This is a genomic window from Microbacterium sp. PI-SA-G (assembly GCF_057215335.1).
Genome location: NZ_CM170103.1, coordinates 1,183,362 through 1,196,477 on the forward strand (window position 1 = coordinate 1,183,362; position 13,116 = coordinate 1,196,477).

The 13,116-nt window shown below is 70.4% G+C and carries 13 protein-coding genes; 9 read left to right on the forward strand and 4 right to left on the reverse strand.

Annotated elements, in window-relative coordinates:
- The first annotated feature begins 49 nt into the window (after positions 1-49).
- Genes AC2D10_RS05880 through AC2D10_RS05905 form a run of 6 tightly spaced genes read left to right on the forward strand, consistent with a single transcriptional unit; the run spans position 50 to position 6,229 of the window.
- Positions 50-784 (forward strand): SDR family NAD(P)-dependent oxidoreductase, encoded by a 735-nt coding sequence (locus AC2D10_RS05880; RefSeq protein ID WP_484711071.1) that lies wholly within the window; start codon positions 50-52, stop codon positions 782-784.
- Positions 785-803: 19 nt separating this feature from the next.
- Positions 804-1,919, forward strand: coding sequence for a zinc-binding dehydrogenase (locus AC2D10_RS05885; protein ID WP_484711072.1), 1,116 nt, complete (start codon positions 804-806; stop codon positions 1,917-1,919).
- Positions 1,920-1,927: 8 nt separating this feature from the next.
- Positions 1,928-2,887 (forward strand): aldo/keto reductase, encoded by a 960-nt coding sequence (locus AC2D10_RS05890; protein ID WP_484711073.1) that lies wholly within the window; start codon positions 1,928-1,930, stop codon positions 2,885-2,887.
- A 44-nt stretch (positions 2,888-2,931) separates the two neighbouring features.
- On the forward strand, positions 2,932-3,954 hold the full coding sequence (locus AC2D10_RS05895; protein WP_484711074.1) for an alpha/beta hydrolase: 1,023 nt from the start codon (positions 2,932-2,934) through the stop codon (positions 3,952-3,954).
- A complete protein-coding gene (locus AC2D10_RS05900) occupies positions 3,951-4,961 on the forward strand; it encodes an alpha/beta hydrolase (RefSeq protein ID WP_484711076.1) in 1,011 nt (336 codons plus the stop codon). The genes AC2D10_RS05895 and AC2D10_RS05900 overlap by 4 nt, the downstream gene beginning before the upstream one ends.
- Complete coding sequence (locus tag AC2D10_RS05905; RefSeq protein WP_484711077.1) at positions 4,958-6,229, forward strand: multidrug effflux MFS transporter; 1,272 nt, start codon at positions 4,958-4,960, stop codon at positions 6,227-6,229. The genes AC2D10_RS05900 and AC2D10_RS05905 overlap by 4 nt, the downstream gene beginning before the upstream one ends.
- Here the strand turns inward: AC2D10_RS05905 and AC2D10_RS05910 are convergent.
- Together AC2D10_RS05910 and AC2D10_RS05915 are read right to left on the reverse strand one after the other, a co-directional pair.
- Positions 6,195-6,860 carry an SDR family oxidoreductase gene (locus AC2D10_RS05910; RefSeq protein WP_484711078.1) on the reverse strand — a complete coding sequence of 222 codons (666 nt, stop codon included), beginning with the start codon at positions 6,858-6,860 and terminating at the stop codon, positions 6,195-6,197. The two genes, AC2D10_RS05905 and AC2D10_RS05910, sit on opposite strands and share 35 nt — an antisense overlap.
- 43 nt (positions 6,861-6,903) lie before the next feature.
- Positions 6,904-7,455: a hypothetical protein gene (locus AC2D10_RS05915; protein WP_484711079.1), complete on the reverse strand. Its 552-nt coding sequence runs from the start codon at positions 7,453-7,455 to the stop codon at positions 6,904-6,906.
- A gap of 66 nt (positions 7,456-7,521) precedes the next feature.
- Between AC2D10_RS05915 and AC2D10_RS05920 the strand changes: the two genes are divergently transcribed.
- Entirely contained in the window at positions 7,522-8,106 is a 585-nt protein-coding gene (locus AC2D10_RS05920) for a TetR/AcrR family transcriptional regulator (RefSeq protein WP_484711080.1), read from the forward strand.
- Positions 8,107-8,217: 111 nt separating this feature from the next.
- Entirely contained in the window at positions 8,218-10,215 is a 1,998-nt protein-coding gene (locus tag AC2D10_RS05925; protein ID WP_484711082.1) for a primary-amine oxidase, read from the forward strand.
- Positions 10,216-10,274: 59 nt separating this feature from the next.
- Here the strand turns inward: AC2D10_RS05925 and murQ are convergent, their stop codons facing one another.
- Positions 10,275-11,207 carry an N-acetylmuramic acid 6-phosphate etherase gene (gene murQ, locus AC2D10_RS05930; protein ID WP_484711083.1) on the reverse strand — a complete coding sequence of 311 codons (933 nt, stop codon included), beginning with the start codon at positions 11,205-11,207 and terminating at the stop codon, positions 10,275-10,277.
- Positions 11,197-12,099, reverse strand: a complete 903-nt coding sequence (locus AC2D10_RS05935; protein WP_484711084.1) for a BadF/BadG/BcrA/BcrD ATPase family protein — start codon at positions 12,097-12,099, stop codon at positions 11,197-11,199. Before AC2D10_RS05935 ends, murQ begins: the two co-directional genes overlap by 11 nt.
- Before the next feature lie 82 nt (positions 12,100-12,181).
- Between AC2D10_RS05935 and AC2D10_RS05940 the strand changes: the two genes are divergently transcribed.
- Positions 12,182-13,045, forward strand: a complete 864-nt coding sequence (locus AC2D10_RS05940; RefSeq protein WP_484711085.1) for a MurR/RpiR family transcriptional regulator — start codon at positions 12,182-12,184, stop codon at positions 13,043-13,045.
- The last annotated feature ends 71 nt before the right edge of the window (positions 13,046-13,116 follow it).

The following is a 13,116-nucleotide window of genomic DNA, read 5'->3' on the forward strand; positions in this document are numbered from 1 at the left end:
AGCGCATCCGACAGCACATCCGTCAGCACATCCGTCAGCGAGGACGACCATGACAGCATCCACCCGCCGCATCCTGGTGACCGGGGGCGCATCCGGTCTCGGTCGAGGCATCGCCGAGGCATTCCGCGCAGAAGGCGCAGAGGTGATCATCGGCGACGTGAACGCGGAGGCCGCAGCCTCCGTAGCCGCCGAGATCGGTGCCACTGCCCTCACTCTCGACATCGCCGACGAGGCCTCGGTGCTGGCCGCCGCCGAGCAGATCCGCGGCGCTGGCGGCCTCGACGTCGTGGTGAACAATGCCGGCATCGTCGGCGGCGGCGGAACACTGCAGCAGGTCCCTGTCGATGTCGTCGATGCGGCCCTGCGCGTCAACGTGCGAGGCACGTTCCTCATGCTGCGCGTGTTCGGCGCGCTGCTCGCCGAGGCGGGGCACGGCGCGATCGTGAACATCTCGTCGATCGGCGCACGGCAGCCCACTCCCGGCCTCGGCCACTATGAAGCCACGAAGGCCGCTGTCGACGCACTCACGCGGACCGCGGCCGTCGAGCTCGCCGCGGCCGGCGTGCGCGTCAACGCCGTCGCACCGGGCCCCGTGCTGACACCGCTCACCGCCGGTCTCGCATCCGACGCGCAGGCCCGTGCGGCCTGGGAGTCTCGCATCCCCCTGGGATCCATCGCCGAGGTCGACCAGGTCGCACCCCTGGTGCTCTTCCTCGCGAGCGCCGCCGCCGACCACATCACCGGAGTCTCCGTCGCCGTCGACGGCGGACAGCTCCTGGTCTGAACCTCAGGAGACAGATGCCATGACCACGACACTCCCCTCGATCCCCACCACGACTCGCGCCGCCGTGCTCACCGCACACGGCGAGGAGCTCACCCTGCAGGACCTTCCGCTCCCCGCGGAGATCGAGCAGGGCGCGGCTCTCGTCCGCATCTCGTGCACGACTCTCTGCGGCACCGACATCGAGATCTGGGAAGGGCGGATGACGTTTCCCGGCATGCTGCCGATGGTGCTCGGGCACGAGATGGTCGGCGAGATCGTGGCCACCGGCCCTGACACGCGCGATGCTCTCGGGCGGCCTCTTTCGCCCGGCGATCGGATCGGATGGTCCGAATCCACGTGCGGCGAGTGCTTCGGCTGCGTCGTGCTGAGAGAGCCCGTCGCCTGCTCCCGCCGAGGCTATGGGTTCCTGCAGCGCGCCGACGTCTCGCCGTTCGCCACCGCCGGCCTGTCGGAGTACGCCTACGTGACACCCGGGGCGGCCAAACTGCTGCTTCCCGCAATCGTCAAGGACACCTGGGCGTCGATGGCCGGATGCGCGGCCAAGACGGTGCTGCGTGCGTTCGAGCGCGGCGGTCGGATCCGTCCCGGGTCGACCGTGGTCGTGCAGGGATCCGGGGCCCTCGGCATCTTCGCCACGTCGGTGGCCAAGATTGCCGGCGCCGGTCAGGTGATCACGGTCGGGGCACCTGCGTCTCGGCTCGAACTCGCCGCCCGCTTCGGAGCCGACGCCGTCGTCGACTTCCGTGACGGCCCCGTGGTCGCGCAGGTCCAGGAGCTGACCGCGGGCCGGGGAGCCGATCACGTCTTCGACTTCGCGGGGGCTCCCAGCGTCGGCCCCGACGCCATCGGCATGGCGGCGCAACGGGGAACGGTGGTCGTGGTCGGCTCCACCGGCCCCACCGGTGACGGCATCGCCCTGAGCGCGATCATGGGCAAAGAGCTCACCGTCGTCGGCTCCCTGAACGGCGACATCTCGGACTACGCGAGGGCGATCGACTTCTTCACCGCCTTCGCCGGCCGCTATCCGTGGGACGAACTCTTCAGTGCGCCCGTCGGACTCTCCGAGGCGTCGTCGAAGATCGCCCGCATGCACCATCTCGATGAGGTCAAGGCCGTCATCGACCCGAGACTGTGAGGACCGCCATGACTTTTCCCCTCCCTCAGCGCGAGATCGGCCGCAGCGGCATGCGATCGTCGTTGCTTTCCCTCGGCTCGTGGCACACGTACGACCGGATGGACTTCGCCGACGCCGTCACCCTGCTGCGCGAAGCCGTGGAGAGCGGCGTGAACCTGTTCGATGTCGGCGTGTACTCGGCGCCGGGTGCGCCGCCGGTCTTCACGGACGTTATCTTCGCGGGGATGGTCCGGGCGGCCGGGCTGCATCGCGACGAATGGCTGCTCTCCTCAAAGCTCTGGCTGGAGGCGTTCGGCGCGGACGGGTTCAGACCGCAGCTCGAGAACGCCTTGATGCGCGTCGGTGTCGCGCACGCCGATCTGGTCATCCTCGGAGACCTGCGCCGCACCGACCTCGACCTGCGCGAGCTGGTGCTCGACCTGTCGGGTCTCACGGATGCCGGACTCATCCGCGCCTGGGGCGTGAACAACTGGTCGGCCAGCAGCATTCAGCAGCTGATCGACATCGCCGCGGATGAGGGCGTGGCAGGTCCGCAGATCGCGCAGCTGAAATACAGCGTGTCGCGGCGCTCGATTCCCGAGGGCGAGCCCTTCGCGCGTCTCTGGGAGCAGGGCGTCACGCTGCAGGCTTCCGACTGCCTCGAAGGCGGCGTCCTCGCGGGCAAGGTCGACGGACGCCGACAGATCGGGCGCGATCCTGGTGACATCCGCGAACGCATCATCGACGATGTCCCGGCGTTCACCGCCCTGGCGACCTCACTCGAGACGACACCCGCCCAGCTGGGCATCGCCTTCACGCTGACGCACCCGGCGTTGACCACGACGTTGTTCGGGGCGTCGAGCGTGCAGCAGCTGCAGGACAACCTCGACGCCGTCGCGCTCGCCGAGCGCATCGGTGCCGACGTCCTCCGCCGCCTCGTCGAGCCCTTCTGGGCAGACCGCGACGTCGTCGATCCGGAGGGACCGTGAGACACCCCGCATCCGAGCCGCCATTAGATCACCGAGGAGAAACCATGACCCGCACCGCACGCTCTGTCGCACGCGCCACCGCCGCCGGTCACCCCACGGTGGCCCCGGTTCCCTTTGATCCCGAGGTGCTGATGGTGCTCGACGAGATGGCGAAGAACCCTCAGCCCGCACTCACGCGCAAGACCCTCCCCCGCGAGCACACGGACCGAATGTTCCCGGACGATGAGACCGTGATCGCCGGACGCGCGATCGACGCAGAGCACCGTCTGATACCCGGCCCCTCCGGCGCCCCCGACCTCGAGATCACGATCTTCCGACCGCGCGGCAGCGCGGAGGAGGTGCTCCCCGGTTTCGTCAACATCCACGGCGGTGGCATGATCGTGGGCCATCGCTCCTGGGAGACCGGTCGCGTGGTCGACATCGTCGACTCGCACCGCGTCGTCGCGGTGAACGTCGAGTACCGCCTCGCCCCGGAACACCCGTTTCCGGCGGGAGTCGAGGACTGCTACGCCGCGTTCGTCTGGGTGAGCGAACACGCGCCAGAGCTCGGCATCGACCGGAACCTCATCGTCGTCGGGGGCGGAAGTGCGGGCGGCGGGCTCACCGCCGCGGTGGCATTGATGGCGCGGGACCGCCGCGGGCCCGTGATGGCCGGACAGCTGCTGCTGTGCCCGATGATCGACAACACCAACACGACCGTGTCCAGCCGTCAGTACGACGGCATCGGAACGTGGCAACGCGAGATGAACCTGCTCGCGTGGTCGTGTGTGCTCGGCGATGAGCTGGCGTTCAGTTCGGACGCGCCCGCTTATGCCGCACCGACCAGGGCAGCCGACGTCTCGGGCCTTCCGCCCGCCTACATCGAAGTCGGAGAAGCCGAGGCCTTCCGCGATGAGGACACCACGTATGCCTCGCGTATCTGGGCCACCGGAGGCCAGGCGGAATTGCATGTCTGGGCCGGCGGCGCGCACGGCTTCGACATGTACATGCCGGAGGCGGAGATATCGCGCGCAGCCCTTGCGGCACGCGCCTCCTGGCTGCGCCGGGTCTGGGGCGTCCGGCCATGAGCGTCGCAGAGCCTGCGACACACGGTCAGCCCTACGACCCCGTGCCGTACGACCCGGAACTCGTGGCGGGACTCGACGCCTTCGTCGACCTCGTCGAGATCATCCCGCTGCGATCCGACACCATCCGGGCGAACCGCGACCACTTCGCCACCCTGATCCCGCCGATGCAGACGCAGGCCGAGGGCCGGGCCGTGACCTGGGAGGACCGACTCATCCCCGGCCCCGCCGGCGCCCCAGACGTCGAGATCACGATCGTGCGCCCGACCCGGAGTGCCACACGACCGGCCCCGGCGGTGCTCTCGATCCACGGTGGCGGCATGGTTCTCGGCACGCGATTCTTCGGCACAGGCGATCTCATCGACCTGGCCGAACGGCACGGCGTGGTCGGCGTCGCGGTCGAGTACCGTCTCGCGCCCGAGCATCCCGGTCCCGCACAGGCGGAGGACTGCTACGCCGCGCTCGAGTGGATGTCGGCGCATGCCGATGAGCTCGGGATCGACCCCGGCCGCATCATCGCGTCCGGCGTGAGCGCCGGCGGGGGCCTCTCCGCCGCAGTGGCCCTGCTGACGCGCGATCGGGGTGGCCCTCGCCTGGCCGGTCAGCTGCTGGGGTGCCCCATGCTCGACGATCGCAACGAGACGGTGTCGACACGTCAGTACGACGGCTTCGGTGCCTGGGACCGCCACAACAACGACACGGCCTGGGATGCCATCGCCGGTTCGGACCGTTTCAGTGACTCCCTCTCGCCGTACGCGTCGCCGGCACGTGCCAGCGATCTCGGCGGGCTCGCACCGGCGTTCATCGAGGTGGGTGCCGCCGAGACGTTCCGCGATGAGGCGGTCGAGTACGCGCTGCGGATCTGGTCCACGGGCGGTCAGGCCGAGCTGCATGTCTGGGCCGGCGGGTACCACGGCTTCTCCGGCTTCTCTGCCGACGCCACGGTCTCTCGGGCCGCCAACGCCGCGCGCGAGAGCTGGTTGCGCCGGACACTTCGCCTCGAAGGATGAGCATCCCGCATCTGGTGCCGGACCCCGCCGAACCTCCGCGTCCGCGGATGAGCACCCTGCGCGCCATGCTCGTGCTGGGGCTGCTCGAAGCTTTCGGGCCGCTGTCGATGGATCTCTACCTGCCGCAGCTGCCCCAACTCGCTGCATCCCTCGACACCACTGCGGCACTCGGACAGGCGACGATGTCGGCGTGCATGATCGGCCTCGGACTGGGGCAGCTGATCGCCGGGCCGTTGAGCGATCGCTATGGTCGTCGACTGCCGCTGATGGTGGGCGTCGTCGCGTTCGCCGTGCTCTCCGCCCTCTGTGCGATGGCTCCCAGCATCGAGCTGCTCCTGCTGGCACGATTCCTGCAGGGGCTCGCCGGAAGCGCCGGCATCGTGATCTGCCTCGCGATCGCCCGTGATCAGTTCGAGGGCGTCGAGCTGTCACGGATGTTGTCGCTGCTGTTCCTCGTGTCGGGCACGGCTCCGATCATCGCTCCGGTGGTCGGTGGCCAGCTCGCCCTCCTCATGGACTGGCGAGGGATCTTCTGGGTCCTGGCGGCCGTCGGTGCCGCCCTGCTCCTCGTGGTCGTCTTCGCACTGCCGGAGACGCTGCCTGCGGCGGCACGGCACGGTGGCGGGGTACGCGTTCTCGCCGGGCATGCGGGCGCAGTGCTCGGAGACCGCCTGTTCGTCGCGGTGCTCTGCGCGGCCGCCGGCGGCGGTGTCGCCTTCTTCACCTACCTGTCGATGTCGTCGTTCGTGCTGCAAGACGAGTTCGGCCTGTCGCCGCAGGGGTTCAGCCTTGCTTTCGCGGCCGGCGCACTGGCGAGCATCATCGGCAGTCAGGCGAGTCGGCTCGTGGTCGGGAGGTGGGGGCCCTTGCAGGTGTATCTCGGCGGCATCACTTTGTCTCTCGGCGCGACCGTGGCGTTCCTCCTGCTGGCGCTCCTGGGCACGGGCGTCACGGGTGTCGTCGCGGCGCTGGTCGGCTTCATGCTGTGCTCCGGCATCGGGGGCCCGAACGGCCAGACCCTCGCTCTCGCGCATCACCGCGCGAGAGCGGGTACGGCCTCGGCGGTGCTCGGGATGGCCACGTTCCTCTTCGGTCCGGTGATCGCGCCGCTGGCGGCCGGAGTCGGCGGCACCGATGCCGTGACCATGGCTGTGACGATGACAGCGGCCGCCCTCGTGGCCGCTGTCGCCGCATGGTTCTTCGTGCGGCCGGCCGCCCGGGGCCACGGCGACATCAGTACGCCGCCGAGAACGCCCCGTCGCTCTTGAGCAGCTGACCCGAGATCCAGCGCCCTTCGTCCGAGATCAGGAACTCCACCACCGCGGCGACATCGGCGGGACGGCCGAGGCGACCGAGCGGGGTCATCTCCCCCAGCGCGCTGCGGGTCTCGTCGTCCATCCACCCGGTGTCGATCGGGCCGGGGTTGAGCACGTTCGCCGAGATCCGTCGGGGTCCGAGTTCACGCGCCGCCGAGATCACGAGTCGGTCGAGTGCGCCCTTCGAGGCCCCGTACGGCAGGTTGCCGGTCACGTGGTCGCTGGTGAGCGCCAGGATCGCCCCACCGTCGTCGCCCACCTGGCGCGCGAACGCCGCGATCATCAGCAGGCTCGCGCGGGCGTTGACGGCGACGTGTCGATCGAAACTCTCGGCCGTCGTGTCGAGGATGCCGGACTCGACGTCGTGCGCATGGCTGAGGATCAGCGCCGAGATCGTGCCGTGGTCGCGCGTGACCTCGGCGATCAGCGCCTCCGGCCCGTCGACGGTCGAGAGATCGGCCGGGTGGTCGGCGTCGTGCAGATCGCTGGTGACGACGGTCCAGCCGGCGGCGCGCAGACGCGGGACGATGCCGGCGGCGATGCTGTTCGCCCGCGCGGCACCGGTGATGAGAGCGAGGGGCATGCCGCCACGGTACCGGAGGGATGTCAGCCCCGAGGCGATCCGGTCAGTGCGCCGCCCACATGACCACGACCCCCGCCGTCATCGCCCACGACTCGACGGCGAGGAGGCGCGACGCGCCCCGTCGCGCGTGGGGCCGGAGTCTGTCGTACACGTTCCATCCGACGAGCAGCACGACGCCGGCCGTCGCCAGCACGGTCAGCGGATCGCTCGCCAGCTGGGCGCCGTGTCCGGGATGCACGGACACTGGGCTCGTTGAACCACCTGCCGCGTCTCCGCCGTGGACGGCACCGGCGAACGCACACACGCCCATCACGAGCGAGCCCAGCGCCCGGTGACAGCAGTCGCGCACGGAGCGCCGTCCTCGCAGCCCCATCGTGCCGAGCATCGCGGACCCGACCAGCACCGTTCCCGCGATCAGCGCGGCGCCGGGGTCGGCACCGGTGTGGCTTACGGCGCCCCCGAGGGCGACCATGACGATCGCCATCACGATCACGCACTGCCGCCCCTGCCACGGCACCGTGCGGCCGGCTCGGAGACAGCAGACGGCGGCGACGATCGCGCTCGCGGTCATCAGCACCATCGCCGGTTCGGTCATGTCTGGATTATATTGATCGACCGCTCAAAATAGCGAGAGCCGCCGTCGATGCGGGAGGATAGGCACATGCCCCGCATCGTCGACCATGACGCGCGCCGCCGGCAGATCGCCGAGGCGCTGCTGACCGTCGCCGCCCGCGACGGCCACGAGAACGTCACCTCACGCGCCGTCGCCGCGGAACTTGGCGTGGCCACCGGCGCCCTCTGGCACTACTTCGACGGATTCGACGACGTGGTGCGCGCCGCCGCCGCCGAGGTGACCCGCCGCACCGATGCTCGCATCGCCGAGGCGACGACAGGCCTGCGCGGACTCCCCCGCCTGCACGCCCTGATGCGCGAGGTGCTGCCCGTCGACGAGCGCACCCGCACCGAAGCGCGCGTCGTGGTCGGCTTCTGGGGCCGCATCGCCACGCTGGCGTCGATGCCGGATGCCGGCGCCCCGACCCTCGCGACCTGGCAGGACAGCATCCGCTCAGCCCTCGACGAGGCGGTCACCGACGGCGAGCTGCGCGATGACACCCCTCAGGAGGCGACCATGGCACTGCTGCGGGCGATCACCTACGGACAGCAGATCGTCGAGGTCACCGAGGCACAGCCGGCGGCGGCGCATCTCGCGGTGCTCGACAGCATCATCGCCCCCTGGCGCGCCTGAGCCTTCTCGCACCCCGACGCCGCCGATCACCCCTTGTGACCGACGCGGTTCCGTCGTAGCATCGTGCCAACCCGTTTATTGAGCGTTCGCTCGAAAATAGTGAGGTCGACGATGTCCCACCCCGCCCCGCAGCCCATCACGATCGAGAAGATCGCCACGCCCCACCCCCACGACCCGCTCACGGGCCAGGAGATCGCTGCCGCACGCGCCGTGCTCGACGCCGGGGGTCTGCTGGGCGAGACGGTGCGCGTGCCGATGCTGCTGCCCGACGAGCCGACGCGCGAGGAGCTCGCCGCGTGGCGCCCGGGGCAGGCGATAGACCGGCGCGTCGACGTGACCCTGCTCGACACCGCGACCGGAGTCGCCACCGAGGTGATCGTCTCGATCACCCGCGGCGAGGTCGTCCGCACCGCACGCGTGCCGAACGATGCCCCGCCCTACGGCCAGCCGCAGTACCTGTTCGAGGAGTACGAGCGCGCCGAGGCGATCGCGAAGGCTTCGCCCGAGTGGCAGGCCGCCATGGCCCGTCGCGGCCTCTCCGACCACATGACGCTCGCGTTCTGCGGGCCGCTCGCCCCCGGCTACACCGGACGCGCCGACGAGGTCGGGCGCCGGGTCATCCGCTCGCTCACGTTCCTCAAGTACGACGAGGCGGACTCGCCCTGGGCGCACCCCGTCGAGGGTCTGATCGTGCACATCGACCTCACCACGAACAGCGTCATCCGCGTCGAGGACCACGGCGACGTCGCCGTTCCCGCCGGCCACGGCAACTACTACCCCGAGGTGCAGGGCGCCCACCGCACCACCCTCAAGCCCATCGAGATCACCCAGCCCGAGGGACCGAGCTTCGCCGTCACCGGTTCACTGGTCGAGTGGGAGGGCTGGTCGATGCGGGTGGACTTCAACGCCCGCGAAGGTCTCGTCCTGCACGACGTCACCTTCGACGGACGCTCGGTGCTGCGCCGCGGGAGCGTGCCCGAGATGGTCGTGCCCTACGGCGACACGGCACCCGGCCGCTTCTGGATCAGCTACTTCGACGCGGGCGAGTACCTGCTGGGCAAGAACGCCAACCACCTGGAACTCGGATGCGACTGCCTCGGCGTCATCCGCTACCTCGACGGCCATGTCGCCGACGATCACGGTCACCCGGTGCGCATCCCGAACGTGATCTGCATGCACGAGGAGGACGACGGCATCCTCTGGAAGCACACCGACCTCGCGGGCCGCTCCGACGTGCGTCGCGCGCGCCGCTTCGTGGTCTCGTACTTCTCGACCATCGGCAACTACGACTACGGCTTCTACTGGAACTTCGGCCTCGACGGCACGATCGAGGTGATCGCCAAGGCCACCGGCATCGTGTTCACCGGCGCCGGCGAGCCCGGGGTGCCGCAGAGGCATGCGACGGAGCTCGCGCCCGGGGTGTTCGCCCCCGTGCACCAGCACCTCTTCTGCGCCCGACTCGACGTCGCGATCGACGGCGACGACAACCGCCTCGTCGAGATCGACGCGCAACGGGTGCCGATGGGACCCGACAACCCCTTCGGCAACGCCTTCACGTGGTCCGAGACGACGCTGGCCACCGAGCATGCCGCCCAGCGCGAGGCGGACTCAACCGTCGCCCGAGTGTGGGAGGTGCAGAGCACTTCGCGCACGAACCACGTCGGACGACCGACCGCGTACCACCTCGTCCCGCAGCCGACCGCGCTGCTGATGGCGGACCCTGCGTCGTCGGTCGCGGCGCGTGCGGCGTTCGCGACGAAGCACCTGTGGGCGACGCGGCACGAGCAGGGCCAGATCTGGCCGGCCGGGCGCTACCCGAACGCGCATCAGGGCGGCGCGGGGCTGCCGGAGTACTCGGCCGGCGACCGCTCGATCGACGGCGAGGACCTGGTGCTGTGGCACACCTTCGGCCTCACCCACTTTCCCCGCCCCGAGGACTGGCCGATCATGCCCGTCGATCGGGCCGGCTTCGCGTTCCGGCCGAACGGATTCCTCGACCAGAACCCGGCGATGGACGTGCCGGAGTCCTCGCAGGCGCACGCGTCGAGCGCGGCGCAGGCTTCCGGCGGATGCTGCGGAGGAGGCGACGCCTGCCGCTGCGGTCACTGACGGCTGCGGTCGCTGACGACCGCGGGTACTGACGGCGGCAGGCCCGGTGAGGAAACGCGTCAGGAGAGCGCGGTGATCGCGTCGCGCAGGATGCCGTCGGCCTCGCGCAGTGCGACGGATGCCGCAGCCGGCGTCGCCCCGGTCATGACCGTGAGCAGCGAGAGCTTGACCGACCCCTCCGCCGCGTCGAGCGCTGCCGCCGCCTCGTCGACGCTGATGCCGGTCAGCTGCGACACGGTGCGGATAGACCGTGCGCGCAGCTTCTCGTTGGTGGCGAGCAGGTCGACCATCACGCCGTGATAGGTCTTGCCGAGCTTGATCATCGACAGGGTCGTGAGCATGTTGACGACGAGTTTCTGGGCCGTGCCGGACTTCAGTCGCGTCGAGCCCGAGATGAACTCGGCTCCGGTGACGACCTCGATCGCGATCTCGGCCGCCGCACCGATCGCCGACCCCGCGTTCGAGGCGATCGCGACCGTGAGAGCGCCCACGTTGCGTGCGAACTCGAGCCCACCGATGACGTAGGGGGTGCGACCCGAGGCCGAGATGCCCACCACCGTGTCGAGCGCCGACAACTCCAGCTCGCGCAACGACGCCTCCGCCGCACGGTCGTCGTCCTCGGCGTTCTCGACCGCCGAGCGGATGGCCGTCTCACCGCCCGCGATCAGGCCGACCACGAGCGAGGGGTCGGTGCCGAACGTGGGCGGGCATTCGCTGGCGTCGAGCACACCCACGCGTCCGGCCGTGCCCGCGCCGAGGTAGATCAGGCGACCGCCGCGGCGGAACCGCTCCGTGATGCCGTCGACCGCGGCGGCGATCTCGGCGGCACGCTCGGCGACGGCCGCCGGAACCTTCGTGTCCTCGGCGTTCATGCGGCGCACGAGCTCGGTCGTCTCGAGCAGATCGAGGTCGCCGCGCTCGGTCGTCGAGGCCTCGGTGTCGAGGCTCGAGAGTACGGAGAGCAGGTCGGTCAATCGGGTGTCATTCGGCACGGTGCACGAACCTTTCGTGGGGAAGATCGAGGCGACGGGCGAGCAGCAGTGCGCCGTCGAGCGCGGTGCCGATCGCCGCGACGCTGTGGCGCCCGGCGGTCTGCAGCGAAGCGGTGAGTGCGGCGCGGAAGCCGTCGTGGTCGGTGAGGCCGCCGTGCAGCACGACATCGGTCGCGGACGACGCCGCGACCACGGCGTCCTTCAGCAGCCGGATCGCCTCGGCGCGGATCCCGCGTGCGACATCGTCGCCGGCGTCCGCGGCGTCGAGCACCAGCGGCGCGAGGGTCGCGAGGCGGCGTGCGAGCGGCTCGGGCTGCGCAAGCCAGTCCTGAATGCCGGACAAGGGGCCGATGCGTCGGGCCACTGCATCGACGAGCACGGAGTCGGGCGCGAGCGCGACGGTGTTCCGCAGCACGGCGCGCAGCGCCTCGCGTCCGAGCCAGGAGCCACTGCCGAAGTCGCCGAGTTCGGGACCCCATCCGTCGATCAGTCGCGCTCCGCCGGCGTCGATGCCCAGTGCGGCAGCTCCCGTGCCCGCGATCAGCAGCACCCCCTCGGCGCCACCCAGGGCACCGGCGTGGGCGGTCACGACGTCAGAGGCCACGGCGACACGAGCGCCGGTGCGTGCGGCGAGCGCATCGGCCAGCTGCTGTGCGGCGGCGGGCGCTGCCCATCCCCCGGCGGCACCGACTCCGATCCGTGCGATCCGGGCCCCGGTCGGCAGCAGCGGCACGATCGCGCTCAGGGCCGCGTCGACTCCATCACGGGCGGCGAGGCCCGGCGATCCGACACCCTCAGACGCGAACCCCTCGGCGACGACGCGACACCGCGATTTGCCGAGGTCCACGGCGACATCCACGGCGACATCGGTGGCGGGCGGATCCGGAAGCATGAAAATAGTCTACGCAGAGTTGCGCAGTCATGGAACAATTGTTCACGAGCGCGCCGGTCAGGCCGCCACCGACGGGAGAGCAGTGAGCATCCAGACGACCATCGCGACGGCCGCCGAGACGCTCCCCCCTTCCCTCGCTCGCATCGCCCGTGTGATCACCGACGACCCGACCACCGCCGTCGAGAGCACCATCTCCGAACTCGCCGCCCTGTGCGAGACCTCGGTCGCCTCGGTCGTGCGATTCTGCCGCGTGATCGGTCTGCGTGGCTACGCGGCACTGCGCATGGCCCTCGCGGCCGAGCTCGGTCGAGAATCGGTGCAGTTCAGCGCACCCACCGGGTTCGGCTCCGAGATCGCCGTCGGCGACTCGCTGCGAGAGGCCGCGGGAAAGATCGCCGCGCTCGAACTGCTCGCCATCGAGGAGACCGTCGCCAACCTCGACTACGGCGTGCTCGAACAGGTCGTCGATGCGATCGACGACGCCCAGCGCGTCCTGCTGTTCGGCGTCGGGGCGAGCCGCCTCGTCGCCGATGACCTGGGTCACAAGCTGCTGCGCATCGGACGCACCGCGATCGTGCTCTCCGACGCCCACGAAGCGATCGCCGCAGCCGCCCTCAGCTCACCGAAGGCGGTGGCGATCGGCTTCTCGAACTCCGGCACCACGGTCGAGACGCTGCGCTTCCTGCAGGCCGCCCGCGGGGCGGGCACGACGGCGGTCGCGATCACCAGCGCCCTCGGCTCGCCCGTCGCGGACGACGCCGACCACGTGCTGCTCACGCACGCCCGCGAGGCCCGGTTCCGCGCCGGTGCGATGGTCAGCCGCATCGCACAGCTCGCCCTCGTGGACTGCCTCTTCGTCGGCGTCGCCCAGCGCCGCCACGCGCACACCGTGCACGCACTGCAGCGGACAGCGGATGCCACGCAGGCGCTTCGCGCCGACGGATGAATCCCCGCTGACCGTTCGGGCGCATCCGGTGATAACATCACCCCACGGATCGTATACAACGTCGTCGTTCC